The 23888-nt window shown below is 69.9% G+C and carries 18 protein-coding genes; 17 read left to right on the top strand and 1 reads right to left on the bottom strand.

The window, feature by feature from the left end; translation table 11 throughout:
- Positions 1-122: 122 nt before the first annotated feature.
- The 12 genes from AB0I29_RS13370 (at position 123) to AB0I29_RS13315 (ending at position 17128) form a co-directional block, all read left to right on the top strand.
- A complete protein-coding gene (locus AB0I29_RS13370) occupies positions 123-1016 on the top strand; it encodes a sugar ABC transporter permease (protein ID WP_357482067.1) in 894 nt (297 codons plus the stop codon).
- On the top strand, positions 1016-1879 hold the full coding sequence (locus tag AB0I29_RS13365; protein WP_285100804.1) for a carbohydrate ABC transporter permease: 864 nt from the start codon (positions 1016-1018) through the stop codon (positions 1877-1879). Before AB0I29_RS13370 ends, AB0I29_RS13365 begins: the two co-directional genes overlap by 1 nt.
- Before the next feature lie 62 nt (positions 1880-1941).
- Positions 1942-3291: a sugar ABC transporter substrate-binding protein gene (locus AB0I29_RS13360; RefSeq protein WP_285100805.1), complete on the top strand. Its 1350-nt coding sequence runs from the start codon at positions 1942-1944 to the stop codon at positions 3289-3291.
- A 332-nt stretch (positions 3292-3623) separates the two neighbouring features.
- On the top strand, positions 3624-5288 hold the full coding sequence (locus tag AB0I29_RS13355; protein ID WP_357482064.1) for an FGGY-family carbohydrate kinase: 1665 nt from the start codon (positions 3624-3626) through the stop codon (positions 5286-5288).
- On the top strand, positions 5288-6028 hold the full coding sequence (locus tag AB0I29_RS13350; protein ID WP_357482061.1) for an L-ribulose-5-phosphate 4-epimerase: 741 nt from the start codon (positions 5288-5290) through the stop codon (positions 6026-6028). Before AB0I29_RS13355 ends, AB0I29_RS13350 begins: the two co-directional genes overlap by 1 nt.
- Positions 6025-7539 (top strand): L-arabinose isomerase, encoded by a 1515-nt coding sequence (gene araA, locus AB0I29_RS13345; protein ID WP_357482059.1) that lies wholly within the window; start codon positions 6025-6027, stop codon positions 7537-7539. Before AB0I29_RS13350 ends, araA begins: the two co-directional genes overlap by 4 nt.
- Positions 7540-7811: 272 nt before the next feature.
- Complete coding sequence (locus AB0I29_RS13340) at positions 7812-8816, top strand: ABC transporter substrate-binding protein (RefSeq protein WP_285100810.1); 1005 nt, start codon at positions 7812-7814, stop codon at positions 8814-8816.
- Positions 8817-8916: 100 nt separating this feature from the next.
- Positions 8917-10443, top strand: coding sequence for a sugar ABC transporter ATP-binding protein (locus tag AB0I29_RS13335; RefSeq protein WP_357482057.1), 1527 nt, complete (start codon positions 8917-8919; stop codon positions 10441-10443).
- The gene (locus AB0I29_RS13330; protein WP_357482055.1) at positions 10440-11516 is read left to right on the top strand and encodes an ABC transporter permease; all 1077 of its coding nucleotides are present in this window, start codon (positions 10440-10442) and stop codon (positions 11514-11516) included. The genes AB0I29_RS13335 and AB0I29_RS13330 overlap by 4 nt, the downstream gene beginning before the upstream one ends.
- Complete coding sequence (gene yjfF, locus AB0I29_RS13325; RefSeq protein ID WP_357482053.1) at positions 11513-12538, top strand: galactofuranose ABC transporter, permease protein YjfF; 1026 nt, start codon at positions 11513-11515, stop codon at positions 12536-12538. The genes AB0I29_RS13330 and yjfF overlap by 4 nt, the downstream gene beginning before the upstream one ends.
- A 150-nt stretch (positions 12539-12688) precedes the next feature.
- A complete protein-coding gene (locus tag AB0I29_RS13320) occupies positions 12689-16303 on the top strand; it encodes an alpha-L-arabinofuranosidase C-terminal domain-containing protein (protein WP_357482051.1) in 3615 nt (1204 codons plus the stop codon).
- 45 nt (positions 16304-16348) lie between these two features.
- The gene (locus AB0I29_RS13315; RefSeq protein WP_285100815.1) at positions 16349-17128 is read left to right on the top strand and encodes a GTP pyrophosphokinase family protein; all 780 of its coding nucleotides are present in this window, start codon (positions 16349-16351) and stop codon (positions 17126-17128) included.
- Between the two features lie 87 nt (positions 17129-17215).
- On the opposite strand, the gene AB0I29_RS13310 is transcribed toward AB0I29_RS13315, so the two are convergent.
- Complete coding sequence (locus tag AB0I29_RS13310) at positions 17216-18772, bottom strand: alpha-L-arabinofuranosidase C-terminal domain-containing protein (RefSeq protein ID WP_357482049.1); 1557 nt, start codon at positions 18770-18772, stop codon at positions 17216-17218.
- 116 nt (positions 18773-18888) lie between these two features.
- On the opposite strand from AB0I29_RS13310, the gene AB0I29_RS13305 reads away from it, so the two are divergent.
- The 5 genes from AB0I29_RS13305 to AB0I29_RS13285 all read left to right on the top strand — a co-directional run bounded on the left by AB0I29_RS13305 (position 18889) and on the right by AB0I29_RS13285 (position 23656).
- Complete coding sequence (locus AB0I29_RS13305; RefSeq protein ID WP_285100817.1) at positions 18889-19965, top strand: LacI family DNA-binding transcriptional regulator; 1077 nt, start codon at positions 18889-18891, stop codon at positions 19963-19965.
- A gap of 1 nt (position 19966) precedes the next feature.
- Entirely contained in the window at positions 19967-20326 is a 360-nt protein-coding gene (locus tag AB0I29_RS13300; RefSeq protein WP_285100818.1) for a hypothetical protein, read from the top strand.
- Between the two features lie 134 nt (positions 20327-20460).
- Positions 20461-21813, top strand: a complete 1353-nt coding sequence (locus AB0I29_RS13295) for an extracellular solute-binding protein (RefSeq protein WP_357482046.1) — start codon at positions 20461-20463, stop codon at positions 21811-21813.
- Positions 21810-22745 (top strand): sugar ABC transporter permease, encoded by a 936-nt coding sequence (locus AB0I29_RS13290; protein WP_357482044.1) that lies wholly within the window; start codon positions 21810-21812, stop codon positions 22743-22745. Before AB0I29_RS13295 ends, AB0I29_RS13290 begins: the two co-directional genes overlap by 4 nt.
- A 44-nt stretch (positions 22746-22789) precedes the next feature.
- Positions 22790-23656, top strand: a complete 867-nt coding sequence (locus AB0I29_RS13285; RefSeq protein WP_285100821.1) for a carbohydrate ABC transporter permease — start codon at positions 22790-22792, stop codon at positions 23654-23656.
- Positions 23657-23888 lie beyond the last annotated feature (232 nt).

Below are 23888 nucleotides of genomic sequence, written 5' to 3'. Positions count from 1 at the left end.
GCAGAGTCACCGCGCACGAGGATGTTTACGTTCACATTCCCGTCGTCGGGCAATGTCGTCCGGCGTGTTCCAGGACATTGCCGTCCAGGTGAATCCGGACGCCGTCGTCCGGGGAAAGGGGTGTGCCCGTGCCCGGTCGCCGCCCACCGAGCCGCCGCGTCTCCGCGGCCGGCTGGAGTTTTGTGACGCCCTTCCTGGTGGCGTTCGCCCTGATGATCGTGACCCCGCTGGTCTACTCGATGTACCTGAGCCTGTTCCGCAACCAGCTCATGGGCGGCACCACCTTCGCGGGGTTGGCCAACTACGTGACGGCCTTCGGCGACCCCAAGCTGTGGGACGGCGTGGGTCGCGTGAGCCTGTTCCTGGTGGTGCAGGTGCCGATCATGCTGGGGATCGCCCTGATCGCCGCGCTCGCGATCGACAGCGGCCGTCTGCACGGCAAGAGCTTCTTCCGCGTGGCGCTGTTCCTGCCGTACGCCGTGCCCGGCGTGGTGGCGGTGCTGATGTGGGGCTTCATGTACGACGACCGGCTCGGTCTCACCGGCAGCGTCAACGACCTGGTGGGCTTCCCGCTCATCGACCCGTACACCAAGCAATGGATCCTCACCGCGATCGGCAACATCGTGACCTGGGAGTTCGTGGGCTACAACATGCTGATCCTGTACGCGGCGCTCAAGACGGTGCCGCTCGAGATCTACGAGGCGGCGGCGATCGACGGCGCGAACCAGTTCCGCATCGTCCGGTCGATCAAGATTCCCGCCGTCCGCGGGGCGCTCGTGATCGCCACCATCTTCTCGATCCTGGGCAGCTTCCAGCTCTTCAACGAGCCCACCATCCTCAAGCAGATCGAACCCGCGCTGATCTCGACCTACTACACGCCGAACATCTACGCCTACAACCTGAGCTTCGTGGGCAACCAGGTGAGCTACGCCGCCACGGTCGCGATCGTGATGGGCCTGGTCACCGCCGTGGTCGCCTATGTGGTGCAGCTCCGCGGGACCCGGAGGGAGATCTGATGGCCGCCTACTCCTACCTTCGGCCGCGCAGGTCGATCACGCTGACCGTCCTGCTCGGCGCGCTGCTGATCTACTCGATCCTGCCGCTGACCTGGATGCTGTTCAGCGTCACCAAGACGCAGCCCGAGCTGCTCAGCTCGTTCGGCCTGTGGTTCTCGGGGCCGTTCGCGTTCTTCGACAACGTGCAGGCGGTGCTCACGCACGACGACGGCGTCTTCCTGAAGTGGTTCGGCAACACGCTGGTCTACGTGGTGGTGGGCGCCGGCGGAGCCACGGTCCTCGCGACCGCCGCCGGGTACGGCCTGGCCAAGTACCGGTTCCGCGGGCGCAACGCGGTGTTCGCCGTCATCCTCGGGGCGATCGCCGTGCCCGGCACCGCGCTCGCGGTGCCCACGTTCCTGCTGTTCAGCCAGTGGGGTCTGACCAACACCATGTGGGCCGTCATCCTGCCGTCGCTCGTCTCGCCCTTCGGGCTCTACCTCATGTGGGTGTTCTCGGCGGAGGCCGTGCCCACCGAGATCCTGGAGGCGGCCCGGGTCGACGGCTCGGGCGAGTGGCGCACCTTCTTCACGATCTCGCTGCGCCTCCTGGCGCCGGGCATCGTCACGGTGGCGCTGTTCGCGATCGTCGCCACGTGGAACAACTACTTCCTGCCGCTGATCATGCTCAACGACCCGGATCTCTACCCCCTGGTGCTGGGCCTCTACCAGTGGCTGGCGGATGCGTCGGGCATCGGCGCCCAGCCGGTGTTCAACTTGGTGATCACAGGCTCGTTCCTGACGATCGTGCCGATCGTCCTCGTGTTCCTCGTGCTCCAGCGGTACTGGCAGTCCGGCCTGAACGCGGGCAGCGTCAAGGCATAGGCGAGGTCGGCCCCGCCGACGTCGAGATACCTGAACTACAACGATGTGGAAGAAGGAAGACCATGACCATCACCCGTAACCGCCGGGTCGCGCTCGGCGCCCTGGCCGCCCTGATGGCAGCCTCGCTCACCGCCTGTTCGGGTGGCGGGGACGACGACGGTGGCGGCGGCGCCTCCGAGGGTGCCAACGCCGACGAGATCGAGGCCGCGCTCCAGGAGGGCGGCAGCCTGACCTACTGGACCTGGACGCCGCAGGCCGAGACGCAGGTCGAGGCGTTCGAGAAGGCGTACCCGAACGTCGACGTGACCCTCGTGGACACCGTGGGCGCCGGCGACGCCAACACCAAGCTGCAGAACGCGATCGCCGCCGGCGACGGCGTGCCCGACGTGGTGCAGATCGAGTACCAGTCCATCCCGCAGTTCCAGCTCCCCGGCCAGCTCGTGGATCTCACCGCGTTCGGGTTCGCCGACCTGGAGGACCTGTACACGCCCTCCACGTGGGGTGCGGTCTCGCAGCAGGGCATCTGGGGCCTGCCGCAGGACTCCGGCCCCATGGCGTTCTTCTACAACCAGGAGGTGTTCGACGACGCCGGGGTCGAGGCGCCCACGACCTGGGACGAGTACATCGAGGCCGCGCGCACCATCAAGGAGAACGACCCCGACACCTGCATCGGCAACGACACGGGCGACGCGGGCTTCACCACCAGCATGATCTGGCAGGCCGGCGGCAAGCCGTTCCACACCGAGAACGGCGCCGTGACCATCGACCTGGCCGACGAGGGCACCACCAAGTGGGCCGACATGTACCAGCCGCTCATCGACGACGAGCTGCTGTGCCAGCTCCCGGGCTGGAGCGACGAGTGGTACCAGGCCCTGAACGACGGCACCATCGGCTCGGTCGCGCTGGGCGCGTGGATGCCCGGCATCCTCGAGGACGGCGTGCCGGACGGCAAGGGCAAGTGGCGCGTCGCCCCGATGCCGACCTACGACGGCACCCCCACCAACGCCGAGAACGGCGGCAGCGCCGAGTCCATCCCCGGCGCGGCGGAGAACAAGCTGCTCGCGGCCGGCTTCCTCAAGTGGCTCAACTCGAGCGACGAGTCGATCGACGCCTTCATGGAGACGGGCGGCTTCCCCGCCACCGTCAAGCACCTGGAGTCCCCGGAGTTCCTGGGCTACGAGTCCGAGTACTTCGGCGGGCAGAAGATCAACGAGGTGCTCGCCGCGGGTGCGGCCGACGTCAACGAGGGCTGGCAGTACCTGCCGTGGCAGTCGTACGCGAACAGCATCTTCGCGGACACGGTGGGCCAGGCCTACCTCGACAAGTCCTCGCTGATGGACGGCCTCGCCGCCTGGCAGGAGGAGAACGTGTCGTACGGCACCGAGCAGGGCTTCGAGGTGAACGGCGGCTGACGCCAGGCCCTCTCGTTGCTCGTCGGTCGCATGAGCCTGCGGTTCCGCTCCGGGCAGGTGCCTCGTTCCTCGGCCCCTATCCTGCGCTGCACCTCCGGCTCAGCCGCACCGGGTGGTGATCCACCGCCCCGCACGTGTCAGACCCTCAGGTCCCCCGGGTGACCTGGGGGTCTGACACGTCCGGGGGACCGGCTTGGGTACCGCGTTGTAGGCGGGTATCGTGTGAGCGCTAACATCGCCGGGCGAGGGAGCGGGCTGCTCACCGCCGCGGCCGAACGACGGATACACGAGCTACGCCTCGCGACGGTGCGGGCAGGACGGAGCGGTCCACGATGGTGGAGCGGCAGGACGAAGGAGCGGGGCAGCTCGCCGGCCACCGGGAGGCGATCGAGCAGGGACGGACCGCTCTCGGCATCGAGCTCGGCTCCACCCGGATCAAGGCGTGCCTCGTCGGACCCGACAACGTGCCGCTCGCGAGCGGCAGCCACGACTGGGAGAACCAGCTCGTCGACGGTGTGTGGACCTACTCGCTGGAGGCTGTCCGGACCGGCCTGCAGGAGTCCGTCGCCGCGCTGCTGGCCGACGTCGAGCGCCAGTACGGCGTGCGGCCCACCACGGTGGGCGCCATCGGCGTCTCGGCGATGATGCACGGCTACCTCGCCTTCGACGACGCGGACGAGCTGCTGGTGCCGTTCCGCACCTGGCGCAACACCACCACCGAGCGCGCGGCCACGGAGCTGACCGGCCTGTTCGGGCACAACATCCCGCTGCGCTGGTCGGTCGCCCACCTGTACCAGGCGATCCTCGACGAGGAGGCGCACGTGCCGCGGGTGCGGCACGTCACCACGCTGGCCGGGTACGTGCACTGGAAGCTGACCGGGCAGCAGGTGCTCGGCGTGGGCGACGCCTCGGGCATGTTCCCGATCGACGTCGCCACCGGGGGCTACGACCAGCGGATGCTGGCGCAGTTCGACGAGGCGGCGTCCGGCCATGGGTTCGGCCGGGGCATCGCCGACCTGCTGCCGGGTGTGCTGCCCGCCGGCGCGGATGCCGGCGTCCTGACCAAGGAGGGCGCCGCCCTGCTGGACCCGAGCGGCACGCTCCGCCCGGGCATCCCGCTGTGCCCGCCCGAGGGTGACGCCGGGACCGGCATGGTGGCGACCAACTCGGTGGCGCCGCGCACCGGCAACGTGAGCGCCGGGACCAGCATCTTCGCGATGGTCGTCCTGGAGAAGCCGCTGGAGCGGGTGCACGACGAGCTGGACCTCGTCACCACCCCCGCCGGAGACCTCGTGGCGATGGTGCACTGCAACAACGGGGCGAGCGAGCTGGGCGTCTGGGCCGAGGTGTTCGGCCAGTTCGCGGCCGCCCTGGGGCAGCCGGCCGAGCCGGGCGCCGTCTTCGAGGCGTTCCTGCGGTCCGCCCTGGACGGCGACGCCGACGGCGGCGGCCTGCTCGCGTACAACTACCTGTCCGGTGAGCCCATCACGGGCCTGGAGGCCGGGCGCCCGCTGTTCACCCGCACGCCGGACAGCCGGCTCACGCTGGCCAACTTCGCCCGCACGCAGGTCTACAGCGCGTTCGGCACCCTGAGCCTCGGCATGCGTGTGCTCGCGCAGGAGCGGGTCGAGCTGGACGCGATGTTCGCGCACGGCGGGATGTTCAAGACCGAGGGCGTGGCCCAGCGACTGCTGGCCGCCGCGCTCGGCGCCCCGGTGGCCGTGGGCCGCACGGCGGGCGAGGGCGGTGCCTGGGGCATCGCCGTGCTGGCCGCCTACCGGGCGTCCGCAGGTGGCGCGGCCGCCCCGGCGAAGGGCCTGGGCGAGTACCTGGGCACCGAGGTGTTCGCGGACGCCGCGCTCGACGTCGTCGAGCCGGACGCCGGTGACGTGGCGGGCTTCGCCGCCTTCCTGGAGCGCTACAGCGCGGGCCTGGCGGTCGAGCGCGCCGCCGTCGCCGCGCTCCGGACCCGAGACACGACGCAGGAGAGCGACTGATGAGCAAGACACTGACCGACTACCCGCCGGCCGTCCAGGAGGAGGTGGCGCGCGTCCGCGCCGTCGTCTCGGACCTGCACGCGGAGCTGCCGCGTTGGGACCTGGTGGTCTGGACCGCGGGCAACGTGTCGCAGCGCGTGCCGAACACCGAGGTGCCGGACGGCAGTGCCGACCTGTTCGTCATCAAGCCGTCGGGCGTCTCCTACGACGACCTCACCCCGGCCGGCATGGTGGTGTGCGACCTGGACGGCAACCTCGTGGACGGGACCCGCTCGCCGTCGTCGGACACCGCGGCGCACGCCTACGTGTACAGCCACATGCGCGAGGTGGGCGGCGTGGTGCACACGCACTCCACCTACGCGACGGCCTGGGCCGCGCGCGGCGAGGAGGTGCCCTGCGTGCTGACGATGATGGCCGACGAGTTCGGCGGGCCCGTGCCCGTGGGGCCGTTCGCGATCATCGGCGACGACTCCATCGGCCGCGGCATCGTCGAGACCCTCAGCGGCCACCGCAGCCCCGCCGTGCTGATGCGCAACCACGGCCCGTTCACCATCGGCAAGGACGCGCGCGCCGCCGTGAAGGCCGCCGTGATGGTCGAGGAGGTCGCTCGCACGGTGCACGTCTCCCGCCAGCTCGGCGAGCCCGTGCCGATCGAGCAGCACCACATCGACGCTCTCTACGACCGCTACCAGAACGTCTACGGCCAGCAGGCCGCGACCACCACGGAAGGACAGGCATGAGCACCAAGCCCTACGCGGACCGTGAGGTCTGGTTCCTCACCGGGAGCCAGGACCTCTACGGCGAGGAGACCCTGGCCCAGGTCGCGGAGCAGTCGCAGGAGGTCGCCCGCGCCCTGGACGCGTCCTCCGACGTGCCGGTCAAGGTCGTGTGGAAGCCCGTCCTGAAGGACTCGGTCGCCATCCGCCGCGCCATGCTCGACGCCAACGGCGACGACAGGGTGCTGGGCGTCATCACCTGGATGCACACGTTCAGCCCGGCGAAGATGTGGATCGCGGGCCTGGACGCGCTGCGCAAGCCGCTGCTGCACCTGCACACGCAGGCCAACGTCGAGCTCCCCTGGGACGAGATCGACATGGACTTCATGAACCTCAACCAGGCCGCGCACGGCGACCGCGAGTACGCGTACATCGCCACGCGGCTCGGCGTCGCGCGGACCACGGTGGTGGGACACGTCTCCAACCCGGCCGTCACCCGCCGGGTGGGTACCTGGGCCCGCGGCGCGGCCGGCTGGGCCGCCACGCACGAGCTCAAGCTGGTCCGGTTCGGCGACAACATGCGCAACGTCGCGGTCACCGAGGGCGACAAGACCGAGGCCGAGCTGCGGTTCGGCGTCTCGGTGAACACCTGGGGCGTCAACGAGCTGGTCGCGGCGGTCGACGCGGTCGAGGAGTCCGCGGTCGACGCGGTCGTCGCGGAGTACGAGGCGAAGTACGACGTCGCCCCGGAGCTGCGCGCCGGCGCCGAGCGGCACGAGTCGCTGCGGTACGCCGCGCGTCAGGAGATCGCCCTGGAGGGCTTCCTGGAGGCGGCCGGCGCCAAGGCGTTCACCACCAACTTCGAGGACCTCGGCGCCCTGCGCCAGCTCCCCGGCCTGGCGGTCCAGCGCCTCATGGAGAAGGGCTACGGCTTCGGCGCCGAGGGCGACTGGAAGACGGCCGTGCTGGTCCGCGCGGCCAAGGTGATGGGGCTCGGTCTCCCGGGTGGGGCGAGCCTCATGGAGGACTACACCTACGACCTCACGCCCGGCTCCGAGCTGATCCTCGGCGCGCACATGCTGGAGGTCTGCCCGTCGCTGACCACCTCGACGCCGCGCATCGAGATCCACCCGCTCGGCATCGGCGGCAAGGAGGACCCGGTCCGCATGGTGTTCTCGGCGGACGCCGTCGAGGGCGCCGTCGTGGTGTCGCTCGCCGACATGCGCGACCGGTTCCGCCTGACGGCGAACGTGGTCGACGTCGTCACGCCGCCGCGCGACCTGCCGAACCTGCCCGTGGCGCGGGCCATGTGGGCGCCCCGGCCGTCGTTCGAGATCTCCGCCGAGTCGTGGCTGACGGCGGGCGGCGCGCACCACACCGTCATGTCGACCGCCGCGGGCATCGAGGCCTTCGAGGTGTTCGCGAACATCGCGCGCACCGAGCTGCTGGTCATCGACGAGGACACGACGCGCCGCGGCTTCGCCGACCAGGTGCGCCACAACCAGGCCTACTACCGCCTGGCCCAGGGGTTCTGACCCCTCCGCGGCTCGCCGGGGACGTTGACCACAGCACTTTCTGCCGGACGAGAGCCTCGTCCGGCAGAAAGTGCTGTGGTCAACGCGCGTTCGGGGGCGGGGGGATTGCCAGGGCTTGGTGGGACGGGTTCCTGATCTGGGCAAATCAGACGGACTCGTTACTGGAATGTGACGTCCTCCACTTTCGATCCGTATTTGTGAGCGCTAACATTCCAACGGGCACCACGCCGCTAGCACCCGCACGAAGCCGTGCGGGATCTCAAGGAGGAGACATGGCACGCACGACCCTGACCCGTACCGTTCTGGCCGCAGTGTCGGCAGCCGCGCTGTTCGCACTCGGCGCGTGCAGCTCGGACGCCGGCACCCAGACCGGCGGTGGCGGTGAGACCGGCGCCGCCGACGACGGCGTCATCACGCTCGGTTTCTCGCAGGTCGGCGCGGAGTCCGGGTGGCGCGCCGCCAACACCAAGTCGATCCAGGACACGCTCACCACGGAGAACGGCTTCGACCTGAAGTTCTCCGACGCGCAGCAGAAGCAGGAGAACCAGATCCAGGCGATCCGCTCCTACATCACGCAGGGTGTGGACGTCATCGCGTTCTCCCCGGTGGTCGAGACCGGCTGGGACGCCGTGCTCCAGGAGGCCAAGGCCGCCGGCATCCCCGTGATCCTCACGGACCGCGCCGTCGACTCCAGCGACGAGACCCTCTACGAGTCGTTCATCGGCTCGGACTTCGTCAAGGAGGGCGAGATGGCCGGCGAGTGGGCCGTCGAGCAGTACGACGGCGAGGGCTACAAGGCGGTCGAGCTCCAGGGCACCACCGGCGCCGCGCCGGCGATCGACCGCAAGGAGGGCTTCGAGTCCGCCATCGAGGGCTCCGACATCGAGATCATCGACAGCCAGACCGGCAACTTCACGCGCGCCGAGGGCAAGACCGTCATGGAGGGCTTCCTCAACGCCCACGACGACATCGACCTCGTGTTCGCGCACAACGACGACATGGGCCTCGGCGCGATCGAGGCGATCGAGGCCGCCGGCCTGACGCCGGGCGAGGACATCAAGATCATCACGATCGACGCCGTCAAGGACGGCATGCAGGCGCTCGCCGACGGCAAGATCAACTACATCGTCGAGTGCAACCCGCTGCTCGGCCCGGACCTGGCGGAGATCGCCGAGAAGGTCATCGCCGGCGAGGAGGTCGAGAAGCGCATCGTGGTCAAGGACGAGGCGTTCGACCAGGAGGCGGCAGTGGAAGCGCTGCCCACCCGCGAGTACTGACCGGCCGTGGCCGAGGTGGGGCGCCCGTGCGACGGGCGCCCCACCTCGGCCACGGAGCACGTAGCCAGGGTGTCGCAGCACGCCAGACAGAAGGTCGAGGATGACCCAGCAGACAACACCACCCGTCGTCGAGATGACCGGCATCAGCGTCGAGTTCCCACCGGTCAAGGCCCTCGACGGCGTCGACTTCAGCCTGCGTCCCGGTGAGATCCACGCCCTCATGGGCGAGAACGGCGCAGGCAAGTCCACCCTGATCAAGGCCCTGACGGGCATCCACTCGCCGACGGCGGGCACCATCCGCGTCGACGGCGTCGAACGCCGGTTCAGCGGTCCCGCCGACGCCCGGGCGCACGGCGTCAGCACCGTGTACCAGGAGGTCAACCTCTGCGAGAACCTCACGGTCGCAGAGAACATCATGCTCGGCGCGGAGCCGCGCGTGCTGGGCGGCCTGAACTGGCGGGCGATCCGCCGGCAGGCGGCCACGCACCTGGAGCGGATGGGCCTGGACATCGACCCGGCGTCGTCCCTGGGGTCGCACTCGCTGGCGGTGCAGCAGCTCGTGGCGATCTGCCGGGCCACGGTGGGCGACTGCAAGGTGCTCATCCTCGACGAGCCCACCTCCAGCCTGGACACCGACGAGGTCGAGCGCCTGTTTACCGTCATGCGCGGGCTGCGCGCCGACGGCGTCGCGATCCTGTTCGTGAGCCACTTCCTGGACCAGGTCTACGAGGTCTCCGACCGGATGACGGTGCTGCGCAACGGCACCCTCGTGGGGGAGTACGTGACCGCCGACCTGCCGGCCGCCGAGCTGGTGCAGCACATGATCGGCCGGTCCATGGACGTGCTGGAGGCCGCGGAGGAGGTGCTGGAGCAGGCCGAGCGACCCGCCGAGACCACCCCGCTGCTGCAGGTGGTCGGCCTGGGCCGCAAGGGTTCGGTGCAGCCGTTCGACCTCGACCTGTACGAGGGAGAGGTGGTCGGGCTCGCCGGTCTGCTCGGCTCGGGCCGCACGGAGCTGGCGCGCCTGCTCACGGGCGCCGACCGGGCCGACGTCGGGCGGGCCCGCGTGTCCGGCCGGCCGACGCGCCTGCGGAACCCGCGCGCGGCGATGCGCCACCGCATCGCCTACACGTCCGAGGACCGCAAGGGCGAGGGCGTCGTGGACGGCCTCACCGTGCGGGAGAACATCGTGCTCGCGCTCCAGGCGGAGCGCGGCTGGATGCGGCCGCTGCCCCGCAAGCAGGTGGACGAGCTGGTCGCGCGGTACATCAAGCAGCTCGGCATCCGGCCCGCCAACCCGGAGGCGCTGCTGCGCAACCTGTCCGGCGGCAACCAGCAGAAGGTGCTGCTCGCGCGGTGGCTCGCCACCGCGCCGAAGCTGCTCGTGCTGGACGAGCCGACGCGCGGTATCGACGTCGGCGCCAAGGCGGAGATCCAGAAGCTCGTGGCCGAGCTGGCCGCCGACGGCATGTCCGTCGTCTTCATCTCCGCGGAGCTCGAGGAGGTGCTGCGCATCTCGCACCGCATCGCCGTGATGCGGGACCGCCGCAAGGTGGCGGAGATCGACGGAGGAGGAGCCACGATGGACCAGGTGGTCGACCTCATCGCGGGAGGTGGGGCAGCGTGAGGGACGTCCTGCGCCACCACCTGTTCTGGCCCGTGGCCGCGCTCGTCGCGCTGCTGGTCGCCAACACGGTCGCCCGGCCGGGCTTCCTGGCGGTCACCGTCCGGGACGGCCACCTCTTCGGGGCCCCGATCGACATCCTGCGGACGACGGCGCCCCTGCTGCTCGTCGCCCTCGGCATGACGCTGGTCATCGCGACGCGCGGCATCGACCTGTCGGTCGGCGCGGTGGTCGCGGTCTCCGGGGCGGTCGCGCTGTCGCACATCGCGTCGTCGCCGGACCCGGAGTCGCCGGTCACCGTGCTCACCGCCATCGGCCTGGCCCTGGCGCTCTGCCTGGTGCTGGGTGTGTGGAACGGGTTCCTGGTGTCCGCGCTGGGCATCCAGCCGATCATCGCCACGCTGATCCTCATGACGGCGGGCCGCGGTGTGGCCATGCTGATCACCGGCGGCATGATCACCACCGTCAACAGCGCGCCGTTCAAGGTGCTGGGCTCCGGGTTCTGGCTCGGCCTGCCCGTGGCCGCCGTCATCGCGTTCGGCGTCTTCGCCGTGGTCGCGTTCGTCGTGCGGCGTACCGCGCTCGGCATGCTGCTGGAGGCCACCGGCATCAACCCCGCCGCCAGCCGGCTCTCCGGCGTGCGGTCGCGGACGCTGACCTGGACCGTGTACACGGCGTCGGGCCTGTTTGCCGGCCTGGCCGGCCTGCTGATCAGCGCCGACACCATGGCGGCCGACGCCAACAACGCCGGCCTGTTCATCGAGCTCGACGCGATCCTCGCGGTGGTGATCGGCGGGACGGCGCTCTCGGGCGGCAAGTTCAACCTGTCGGGCACCCTGGTCGGCGCGCTGGTCATCGCTACCCTGGAGCGGACCGTCACCGTGCTCGGCATCTCGCCGCTGGTCACGCCGCTGTTCATGGCCCTCGTCGTCATCGCCGTGACCCTGCTCCAGTCGCCCCGCATGCGGGAGCGGCTCACGGCCGCGCGCCGCCGCCAGGTCATGGCACCGACCGAGCCGCAGCCCGCCGCTCGCCCCGACTCGACTCCCGACTCGACGGAGGTGAAGGCCGGATGACGACGTCGGCCCCCGCGGGCGCACCCCCCGCGCCCCGCAAGACCCCCAAGGCGCGCGCCTGGAAGCTCCCCACCCGGCTGGACCGGCGCTACCTGCCGGTGCTGGGCACGTTCGTGGTGCTCGCCCTCATGCTGATCATCGGCGGCACCCGGTACGAGAACTTCCTGACGCCCGCCGTGATCTCCAACCTGTTCATCAACAACGCGCACCTCATCGTGCTCGCGGTGGGCATGACGTTCGTGATCCTCACCGGCGGCATCGACCTGTCGGTCGGGTCGGTCCTGGCGCTGTCGACGGTGATCACCGCGGCCCTGCTCCAGGCCGGCTGGCCGGTGGCCGTGGTGCTACCGCTCGCCGTGGGCGCCGGGACGGTGATCGGCCTGGCCCACGGCGTGATGATCCACTACTTCCAGGTGCAGCCGTTCGTGGCCACGCTCGCGGGCATGTTCTTCGCGCGCGGGCTGTGCTTCCTCATCGCGCCGGAGTCGATAGCCATCGACAACGCGTCGTTCGTCGAGCTCGCCACCTGGGTGCAGATCTTCGGGGAATGGCGCATGACCTCCAGCGTGCTCGTCGCGCTCATCGTGGTGGGACTCGGATTCCTGGTGCTGCACTTCACGCGGTTCGGGCGCACGGTGTACGCGATCGGCGGCGGCGAGCAGTCCGCACTGCTCATGGGCCTGCCCGTGCCCCGCACCAAGGTGCTCGCCTACGTGGTGAGCGGCACGTGCGCCGGGCTCGGCGGCCTGCTGTTCGCGATGGCCTTCCGGTCCGGCTACTCGCTGACCGGCGTCGGCATGGAGCTCGACGCCATCGCGGCGGTCGTCATCGGCGGCACGCTGCTCACGGGCGGTACCGGGTTCGTGCTCGGGTCCGTGCTGGGCGTGCTCGTGCTCGGCCTGATCCAGACGATCATCACCTTCGAGGGCACCCTCAGCTCCTGGTGGACCAAGATCGTGATCGGCGTGCTGCTGCTGATCTTCGTGCTGCTCCAGCGAGTCCTGAGCCTCCGCCGCACGTGACCCGGTACCCCGCCCCTGACTCGCCGCACCGGCTGCGCCGAGTCAGGGGCGGGGTCCGACCACTCCACTGACTCGGCGAGCCACGCATGGCGAGTCAGTGCCACAGTCCCATCCGACAGCCACAACGACGTGACGAAAGGAATTACAACGATGAAGAGATCGACGAGACGCAGGACCGCCCTCGTGGCGGCAGCACTGAGCCTGGGGCTTGCCGTCCCCGGCGTCGCGGCGGCCACCACCCCGGCCGGCCCGGCCGCGGTGGCCTTGCCCGCCCCGGCGTCGGCCACCGCGGACGGCGAGTACGCCGCCTACTTCTTCCCCTACTTCACCGGCGAGTCCACCGCCGACGGCGAGACCATCTCGTTCGCCGTCTCGAACGGGCCCGACCCGCTGGAGTGGACCGCGCTGAACGGCGGCGAGCCCGTGCTCACCTCCGACCTCGGGACCAAGGGCCTGCGCGACCCGTTCCTGATCCGCGGCGGCGACGGCACGTACTACCTGCTCGCCACCGACCTGCAGATCTACGGCGGCGGCAACTTCGGCGACGCCCAGGAGACCGGCAGCCGGTCGATCATGGTCTGGGAGTCCACCGACCTGGTGAGCTGGGGCGAGCAGCGCGAGATCGAGCTGGCACCCGAGAACGCCGGCAACCTGTGGGCGCCCGAGGCCTACTGGGACGAGGCGGCGGGGGAGTTCGTCGTCTACTGGGCCTCCGCCCTGTACCCGGCCGACGTCCCGCCCGCCGAGCGCGACATCCGGGACTCGTACCAGCGCATGCTGTACGCGACCACCACCGACTTCGAGACGTTCTCGGAGCCACAGCCCTGGATCGACGAGCCGCAGGGCGACGGCCTCGGCATGATCGACTCCACGGTCGCGCAGGAGGACGGCGTCTACTACCGCCTCACCAAGGACGAGTCGTACATGGGGATGCGGCAGGAGTCGTCCACCGACCTGCGCCGTACCCAGGGCGTGTCCGACGGCGACGGCTGGGATCTCATCAAGGAGCGCGTCGGGTTCGGGCAGCCCAACCCCTGGGGCGGCACGTTCACCGGGGGCGAGGGCCCCACGCTGTTCCCGTCGCTCACCGACGACCGCTGGTTCCTGCTCCAGGACCAGCCCAGCTACCACGGCGGCCAGGGCTACATGCTCTTCGAGACCGACGACCTGAGCAGCGGCGAGTGGACGGCCAACCTCGACGCGATCTTGCCGGCCAGCCCCCGGCACGGCACGGTGCTGCCGGTCACGGCCGAGGAACGGGAGCGCCTGCTGGCCGCGTACCCGCCCGCCGAGACCCCGGTCCAGGAGCACACGCTGGAGGTGGACGCCGACGCCGCCGGCACCGAGATGAGCGACGACCTCTACGGCGTCTTCTACGAGGACATCAACTACGCGGCCGACGGCGGCCTGTACGCCGAGCTGGTCCGCAACCGGTCCTTCGAGTTCGCCGCGACCGACAACGCGAGCTTCACCGGCATGACCGGCTGGGACGTGGTGCAGCGGGGCGGCTCCACCGGGACCGCGGTCGTGGGGTCCGAGCGGGGCGAGTGGCTCAACGCGTCGAACCGGGCGTACCTGACGGTCGAGGCCGACGGCCCCGGCGTCGGCGTGCGGAACGCGAGCTACAACGAGGGCTTCGCCCTGGAGAAGCGCGAGAAGTACGACTTCTCGGTGTTCGCCCGGGCCGAGCGGGGGCAGCGCCTCACCGTCAGCCTGGAGTCCCCGGACGGGACGACCACGTACGCGTCCACCACGGTGAGCGTCAGCGGCTCCGACCGCTGGAAGAAGCACACGGCCACCCTCACGGCGAACCGCACCGTGAACGACGCGCGACTCGTGGTGACCGGGGGCGCTCGCGGCACGCTGCGCCTGGACATGGTCTCGCTGTTCCCGCGGGACACGTGGGTCGGCCCGGTCAACGGGCGCTCGGTGCTGCGCGCGGACCTCGCGGAGAAGGTCGCCGAGCTGGAGCCGTCGTTCCTGCGCTTCCCCGGCGGCTGCGTCACCAACGTGGGCACCTTCGACACGTACCTGGAGTCGGACGGCGCGGACCGCCGTCGGACCTACCAGTGGAAGGAGACCATCGGGCCGGTCGAGGAGCGGCCCACGAACTGGAACTTCTGGGGCTACAACCAGACCTACGGCCTGGGCTACCTGGAGTACTTCGAGTTCGCCGAGGACCTCGGCGCCACGCCCCTGCCCGTGCTCTCGGTGGGTGCCAACGGCTGCGGCAGCACCATCCCCGAGATGACCGACGACGCCCGCATCGACCGCTGGGTGCAGGACACCGTGGACCTCATCGAGTTCGCCAACGGGTCCGTGAAGACCAGGTGGGGCAAGGTGCGTGCGTCGCTGGGTCACCCCGAGCCGTTCGGCCTGAAGTACATCGGCCTGGGCAACGAGGAGAACACCGACACCTTCCAGGCAAACTTCCCGCGGTTCCGCGACGCCGTCGAGGCGGCGCACCCGGAGGTCACCGTGATCTCGAACTCCGGCCCGGACGACACCGGCGCCCGGTTCGAGGAGCTGTGGGACTTCAACCGCGAGCAGGGCGTCGCGATGGTCGACGAGCACTACTACAACGACCCGTCGTGGTTCCTGTCGAACACCGAGCGGTACGACTCCTACGACCGCGAGGGTCCGCACGTCTTTCTCGGTGAGTACGCCTCGCGGGGCAACGCGTGGTCGAACGCGCTGTCCGAGGCCGCGTACATGACCGGGATCGAGCGCAACTCCGACCTCGTGGAGCTCGCGTCCTACGCCCCGATGTTCGCCAACGAGGACTACGTGCAGTGGTCGCCGGACATGATGTGGTTCGACAACGACGAGTCGTGGGGCTCGACGTCGTACTGGACGCAGAAGATGTTCATGACGAACACGGGCGACGAGGTGGTCCCGTCCACGCACGACGGCCCGGAGGAGACCCCCGCGGACATCTCGGGCGGCGTCTTCCTGTCGACGTGGAACACCCGGGCCGCCTACGACGACGTCGTGGTCACCGACAACGCGTCCGGCGAGGTGCTCTTCTCCGACTCGTTCGACGACGCGTCCGGCTGGGACCCCCAGTCCGGGACGTGGGCCGTGACCGACGGCGAGTACGTGCAGTCGGCCGGGAACGTGACCGACGCCCGTTCGATCATCACCGACGCCTACGCCAAGGACTGGGACAACTACACCCTGGAGCTCGACGCCCGGAAGCTCGGCGGCAGCGAGGCGTTCCTCGTCGGGTTCGCGGCCGGCGGCCGGGACGACTTCTACTGGTGGAACCTCGGCGGGTGGAACAACACCCGGCAGGCGCTGCAGCGGGCCGACAACAGCTCGGCGAACGAGGTCGCGGCCGTGGAGGGGCACTCCCTGGAGACGGGCCGGGACTACCACGTGAAGGTGGTGGTCTCCGGGCGGACGATCAGGCTCTACCTCGACGGTGAGCTGCAGATGACGTACACCGAGCCGACCACGGAGTCGCTGTACCAGGTGGTCACGCGCGACGAGCGCAGCGGCGACCTGGTGCTCAAGGTGGTCAACCCGTACGAGTCGGTCGCGCGGACGTCGGTGTCGGTCGACGGGGCCGAGGTGGCCTCCCGGGCGTCCGTGACGGAGATGAGCGGGGCGCCGTCGGCCAGGAACACCAAGACCCAGCCCGAACGGGTGATACCCGTCGAGAGCCGCACGCGGCTCGACGTGTCCCGCTCCGGCGGCGGCTCGGCGTTCACGTACGACTTCCCGGCCCACTCGGTCACGTTCCTGCGTCTTCAGGAGCGTTAGCCGGTTCACGCCCACGGGACCACCGTCACCCCGTACGGTGGTCCCGTGAGCAAGCTGCCCGAGGACGTCCGGGAACGCCCCATGCCTGATCCTGCCGAGCTACGTCAGCTGGTCGCCGACCTCCGCCGCCTGGTGCTGACCTACAAGTTCGGGATCGACGAGGTCATGACCAAGGTCTCGATCCTGCGGGACGAGTTCCGGCACATGCAGAACTACAACCCCGTCGAGCACGTGGGGTCCCGGCTCAAGTCGTTCGAGTCGATCGTCGCCAAGTGCCGCCGCAAGGGCATCCCGCTGACGCCGGACGGCGTGCGCGACCAGATGTTCGACGTGGCCGGGGTGCGGATCACCTGCAGCTTCGTCAACGACATCTACCTGGTGCGCGACATGCTGCTCCAGCAGGCGGACCTGACGCTGCTGGAGGAGCGCGACTACATCAAGCACCCGAAGGCGACGGGGTACAAGTCGCTGCACCTCATCGTGCAGATCCCCGTGTACCTGTCCGACCGGGTCGAGAAGGTCATCGTCGAGATCCAGCTCCGCACCATCGCCATGGACTTCTGGGCGAGCCTGGAGCACAAGATCTACTACAAGTACGACGGCGACGTGCCCCGGCACCTCACCGACTCGCTCAAGCTCGCCGCCGACGTCGCCTGGTCGCTCGACACCTCGATGGAGCGCATCCACGACGAGGTCAAGGCCATCTCGGGCGACGAGGAGCCGGTCGCGAGCCGGCACAACCTGCACACCCCGGAGGAGATGCTGCGCGACTTCTGGCGTGGGGCGGAGGCCGACGGCGGTTTCGGCTTCGACAGCAAGTCCTGATCCGCACCTTTCGCGCTCCCACCGTGTCAGACGTACAGGTCACTCCTGTGACCTGTACGTCTGACACGTCGTCACGTCGTCCCGTTCTCAGGACGAGGCGAGGGTGCCCGACAGCGCCGTCCACGACTCCGGCGGGAGGGTGATCGTGGTGCTGCCGGCGGTGTCGGCGTCGGGCCCGGCGGCACCCCCCGCGGTCACGCGGCCGGCGACGTCGAACGCGCCCCAGTGCTTCTCGGCCACCTTCGCCGCATGCTCGGGGCCCACGACGGCGGGCTCGTGGTCGGCGGTCATCGACCAGCCCTCGGTGATCCCGAGCGCCGCGCCCGGGTGTGCCAGCTCGACCTCGACCGGCTCGGGGGAGCGGTTGGTCAGGAACAGCGCCACCGCGCCGTCCGCCAGCGTGGCCGCCGCCGTCACCGACGGCACCTCACCCTGGGCCTTGGTGGTGATGGTCGGTGTGGTCACCCGCAGGTCGAGCGCCTCGCCCTGCGCGAGCCGCGCCGTCGTCGCGAACGGGTGGAACGTGGGCTGCCGCCACGCCTCGCCGGCCGGCTCGGTCATGATCGGCGCGATCACGTTGACGAGCTGCGCCAGGCACGCCACGGGCACCCGGTCGGCGTGGTTCAGCAGCGTGACCAGCAGGTCGCCCACCACCACGGCGTCCAGCCCCGAATAGACGTCCTCGATGATGCGGGGCGCGTCCCGCTGGATCGGTAGGTTCTCCTCGCCCGGGAAGCGGGTCGTCAGGTACCAGACGTTCCACTCGTCGAAGCTCACGGTGATCTTCTTGTCCGAGCGCCGCTGCGCGCCCACGGCGTCGGCAGAGGCCACGACCCGCTCGATGAACCGGTCCATCGCGGTGCCCGAGCCGAGGAACGACGCGCGGTCGCCGTCGACCTCCTCGTAGTAGGCGTGCATCGAGATGTGGTCGACCAGGTCATACGTGTACTCCAGGACGGTGCGCTCCCACTCGCCGAACGTGGGCATCTGCATCGAGGACGAGCCGCACGCGACCAGCTCGATCGACGGGTCCACGAGCTTCATCGCGGCGCCGGCGTTGCGGGCCAGCTTGCCGTACTCGTGCGCGTCCTTGTGCCCGATCTGCCACGGGCCGTCCATCTCGTTGCCCAGGCACCAGAGTTTGACCCCGTAGGGCTTCTCGCGGCCGTTGGCGATGCGCAGGTCGGCCCAGCGGGTACCCGCCTCGCCGTTGCAGTACTCGAGCAGGGCCACGGCCTCCTCGACGCCGCGCGTGCCGAGGTTGACCGCCATCATCGGCTGGATGCCCTCGCGCTCGGCCCACTGCAGGAACTCGTCGGTGCCCACGAGGTTGGGCTCCACGGTGCGCCAGGCGAGGTCGAGGAACGGCTTGCGCTGCTCCACCGGCCCGACGGCGTCCTCCCAGCGGTAGTTCGACACGAAGTTGCCGCCCGGGTACCGGACGGTCGTGACGCCCAGCTCGCGGGTCAGGTCGGCGACGTCGCGGCGGAAGCCGTGCTCGTCCGACGTCGGATGGCCGGGCTCGTGGATACCCGTGTACACGGCGCGGCCCAGGTGCTCCACGAAGGAGCCGAACAGGCGGCGGTCGACGGTACCCACGGTGAAGTCGGGGTGCAGCAGGACGCGGGTGCGGGAGGTCGTCATTGTTCCTCGCTGATCGGTCGGCGGTTCTACAACGTTGCACACTAGCCGATGGACGACGCGGCAGCGATGCCCGTCCTCTACCCTGTGGAAAAACCTGACGAGCGGAGGCAGGCAGCGTGGCCGTGACGATGCACGACGTGGCGCAGCGCGCGGGCGTCTCCATCAAGACCGTGTCGAACGTGGTGAACGGCTACCCGTACATCCGCGCCGCCACCAAGGAACGCGTCGAGGCCGCGATCGAGGAGCTGGGCTATCGCGTCAACATGTCCGCGCGGAACCTGCGCACGCGACGCACCGGGCTGATCACGCTCGCGGTCCCGGAGCTGTCGCTCCCGTACTTCGCGGAGCTGGCCGACGCCGTCATCTCCGCCGCCGACGCCGCGGGCTGGACCGTGCTCATCGAGCAGACGAGCGCCAGCCGCGAGCGGGAGACCGAGGTGCTCTCGGGGCGCCGCCGGCACCTCACCGACGGGCTGATCTTCTCGCCGCTGGCGCTCGGGCCGGACGACATCGAGCTGTTCTCGGTGGACTTCCCCCTGGTGATCCTCGGCGAGCGTGTGTTCGGGGCGCCCGCCGATCACGTGACGATGAACAACGTGGCCGCGGCCAAGGCGGCGACGCTCCACCTGGCGTCGCTCGGGCGGCGTCGGATCGCCGTGATCGGGGCGCACGAGGGGGAGCAGGTCGGCTCCGCCGCGCTGCGGACGGAGGGCTACCGTGCGGGGCTCGCGGAGGCCGGGCTCCCGTTCGACCCGGAGCTGGTCGGCGAGGCGGGCCTGTGGCACCGCTCGACCGGCGCGGAGACGATGAGCCGGATGCTCGACGACGGGGTGGAGATCGACGCCGTCTTCGCCCTCAACGACGCGCTCGCGCTCGGCGCGCTGCACGCCCTGCACGCACACCGGATCGACGTGCCGGGGCAGGTGGCGCTCATCGGGTTCGACGACGTCGACGACGCGCGCTACTCGGTCCCCGCGCTCTCCTCCGTGGACCCGGGCCGGGACCAGATCGCGCACACCGCGGTGGAGCTGCTGCTGGAGCGCATCGGCGCGTCCGGTGACCCCGCGCCGTTCCGCAAGGTGGTGCCGGACTCCCGGATCGTGGGCCGGGAGTCCACGGGCGAGAACGGCGACGTGGTGGGCGTCCAGCCGGGCGGCACCGAGCAGGTGGCCGTCGACATGACCTGGGCCTGAGATGGACAGGGACACCGCGCCTCGAACCTGGTTCCGGTGGGGAGTCGCCGCCGTGGTCGCGGCCGTCGTCGTCTGGGGGCACGGATTCCTCGAGGGTTCCGGGGGTAACGACGTCGAAGAGATGTGCCAGCAGGTCCATGGGCAGCCGTTCGACGACGAGTACCGGCACCGCGAGTGGAGCGGCCCGCAACCGCTGTACCCGCTCCACAACATGTGCAACGAGCACTATGACCTGGTTCCAGGCTGGGTCAACCCGACGGTCGCCGTCCTGACTCTCTCCGGCGGCGGCATGGTGCTCTTCGCCGCGGCGCTGTGGACGTCAGGGGTCGTGGGCCGGCGGATCTGGGCTGCTCGCCCCTGACCCCTTGCCAGGGCGGCATGGTTGCCGGTAGAACGGTGCCCGGCGTTCCTACAACGTTGAAAAGTGACCCCGGTGACGACGCCGGGAGCGACGTGGTCCCTCGACCGCGGAGCACCGAATCAAGGAGGACTCGGATGCGTACTTCAGCCCGACGCCGAGGCGTGGCCGCCGCAGCCGCCGTGGCCGTATCCGCCATCGGCCTCACGGCCTGCTCCGGCGGCGGCGGGGGCGCCGAGGAGGCGACCTGCACCAACGAGATCAAGCAGCCCGACGCCGCCCAGGTGACGGTGTGGGCGTGGTACCCGTCGTTCGAGTCGGTCGTGGACAACTTCAACGAGACCCACACCGACCTGCAGGTCTGCTGGACCAACGCGGGCCAGGGCGCGGACGAGTACAACAAGTTCCAGACCGCCATCGAGGCGGGCACCGGCGCGCCCGACGTGATCATGCTCGAGGCCGAGGTGCTGCCCACCTTCACGATCCTCGAGTCGCTGGTGGACCTGTCCGAGTACGGCGCCGGGGAGCTGGAGGGCGACTACACGCCCGGCTCCTGGTCCGACGTCTCCAACGGCGACGCGGTCTACGCGATCCCCGTCGACGGCGGCCCCATGGGCATGCTCTACCGGGCCGACATCTTCGAGGAGTACGGCGTCGAGGTGCCGACCACCTGGGACGAGTTCGCGACCGCCGCCCAGGACCTGCGCGACGCGGGCTTCGAGGGGCAAATCACCGACTTCCCGACCAACGGCAACGCGCTCAACTACGCGCTGTTCGCCCAGAACGGCTGGGAGCCGTTCCAGTACGACGCCGCGAAGCCGACCGAGGTGGGCATCACCGTCGACAGCCCGGAGGCCGAGGAGGTCCTGAGCTACTGGAAGGGCCTGATCGACGACGACCTGGTGGCCACCGAGGACGCCTTCACCACCGACTACAACGCGGCGCTCGTGGACGGCACCTACGCCGTCTACCTGGCCGCCGCCTGGGGCCCCGGCTACCTGCAGGGCCTCTCGGAGGCGGACGCCGACGCCGAGTGGCGCGCGGCCCCGCTGCCGCAGTGGGACCCGGAGAACCCGGTCCAGGTGAACTGGGGCGGCTCCACGTTCGCCGTGACCACGCAGTCCGAGCAGCCGGAGGCGGCCGCGACCGTGGCCAAGGAGCTGTTCGACACCGACGAGGCCTGGAGGCTCGGCGTCGAGGAGGCGGCCCTGTGGCCGCAGTGGAAGCCGATGCTCGAGTCGGACTGGTTCACGGGTCTCGAGGCGCCGTTCTTCGGCGGGCAGAAGATCAACGAGGAGGTGTTCCTGGACGCGGCCAACGGGTACGAGGGCTTCTCGTTCAGCCCGTTCCAGGTCTACGCCTACGACCAGCAGACCCAGGCCCTGTACGACATGGTGCAGAACGGCACGGACGCCGCGACCGCGCTGGGCACCGTCCAGGACGGGCTGGTGCAGTACGCCACCGAGCAGGGCTTCACGGTCTCCGAATGAGTGCGAGCAAGAGCGCCGTCGCGCCGTCCGCGACCCGCCCCACCAGCAAGATCGCCAGCCGGCGGCAGCGCTGGGGATACGTCTACGTGGCGCCGTTCGCCGCGGTGTTCGCCGTGTTCCTCGTGCTGCCGCTGGGCTACGCGCTGTGGATGAGCCTGCACAACAAGGGCATCGCCACGGCCGGACGCAGCGTGTTCGTGGGCGCCGACAACTACGTCAAGGCGTTCACGGACCCGGTGTTCCTGGAGGGGCTGTGGCGGGTGCTCCGGTTCGTGCTGGTCATGGTGCCGGTGCAGATCGTGGTCGCGCTCGTGGCGGCGCTCCTGCTCGACACGCTCGCCACGCGGCTCAGCCGGGCCACGCGCCTGCTGATCTTCGTGCCGTACGCGATCCCCGCGGTGATCGGCGCGCTCATGTGGGGCTTCCTGTACAGCCCCCGGTTCGGCCCGGCGCAGGACGTGTTCGGCCTGGTGGGCCTGGCGGCGCCGAACTTCCTCAGCTCCGCCAACATCTTCGGGTCGCTGGTCAACATCGTGACCTGGCAGTGGGTGGGCTACTACATGATCATCATCTACGCGGCCCTGCGCTCGATCGACCCGTCCGTCTACGAGGCCGCGGTGCTCGACGGCGCGGACGGCCGGCAGATCGCGCTGCGCATCAAGGTGCCGATGATCTCGTCGTCGATGGTGATGATCGTGGTCTTCGCGCTCATCGGCACCCTGCAGTTCTTCACGGAGCCGCAGGTGCTGCGGTCCTCCGCGCAGGGCGCCATCCCGTCCGACTACACCCCGAACATGTACGCGTTCGCCACGGCGTTCAACTACAGCCAGTTCAACTACGCCTCGACGCTGGCGTTCGCGCTCGGCTTCCTCGTGTTCGTGGGCTCGTACGTGTTCCTGTTCCTCACGCGCAAGCAGAGCGGGCTCAAGTGATGACGACCTCGACCCTCCTTTCCAGGTCTCGTACCGACCGTGCGGTGCAGGACACCTCGGGGCCCGTGGGCCAGGGCCGCCGCCTGGGCTCGCACGTGGTGCTCGTGATCCTCGCGATCTACTTCGTGGTGCCCCTGTGGTGGCTCGCCGTGGCGTCCACCAAGACGAACGCGGGCCTGTTCGCCGGGGACGCGCTCTGGTTCGGTTCCGACTTCGCGCTCTGGGACAACATCGCCGGGCTCTTCACGCACCAGGGCGGCATCTACTGGACGTGGTTCCGCAACTCGTTCGTCTACGCGATCGCGGGCGGCGTGGGCGCGACGGCGCTCTCCGTGCTCGCGGGGTACGGCCTCGCCAAGTACCGGTTCCGGGGGCGTTCGGCGTTCTTCGCGCTGCTGCTCGGCTCGGTCATGGTCCCGATGACGGCGCTCGTGATCCCCACCTTCGTGCTGCTGAGCGGGATGGGCCTGCTCAACACCATGTGGGCGGTGATCCTGCCGTCGCTGCTCAGCCCGGTCGGCGTCTACCTCGTGCGGGTCTACGCCCAGGACGCGGTGCCGGAGGAGGTGCTCGACGCCGGACGGGTCGACGGCGCGGGTGAACTTCGCCTCTTCTTCCAGGTGGTGCTTCCGCTGCTGCGACCGGCGATCGTGACCGTTCTGCTCCTCACCACGGTCGCGACCTGGAACAACTTCTTCCTGCCGCTGGCGGTCCTGCGGGACCCGAACCTGCTGCCGGTGACGGTCGGCATCTACAACTGGCAGGCCCTCTCGAACGCCGGCGCGGGCGGCGAGCAGGTGTGGAACCTGATCGTCACAGGGTCGTTCCTGTCGGTGGTTCCGCTGGTCGCAGCGTTTCTTTCGTTGCAGAGGTACTGGCAGGGCGGGTTGTCGCTCGGCAGCGTCCGGTAGCGCCGGCCGGCCCGCGTGGCGGGCCGGCCGAGGCTCAGACTCCCTTGACCCAGCTCCCGGCCGGTTGACGGTCTCGATGCCGTAACCATTCAAGAAGGCTTCCTTACTTTTCCGGGACCACGGCTACCGTGAACCCCGTCACCGATGGGTCGTGGCGGGGTTCAGCCGACGCGACTTTGACCAATGGGCTTGTGAGCGTTCACAATCTGTTGCGTTCACAAAGTGAAGTCGG

This window comes from Promicromonospora sp. NPDC050262, from assembly GCF_040655935.1.
Taxonomy (GTDB): Bacteria; Actinomycetota; Actinomycetes; order Actinomycetales; family Cellulomonadaceae; genus Promicromonospora.
This window is presented reverse-complemented; position numbering and strand designations above follow the sequence as displayed.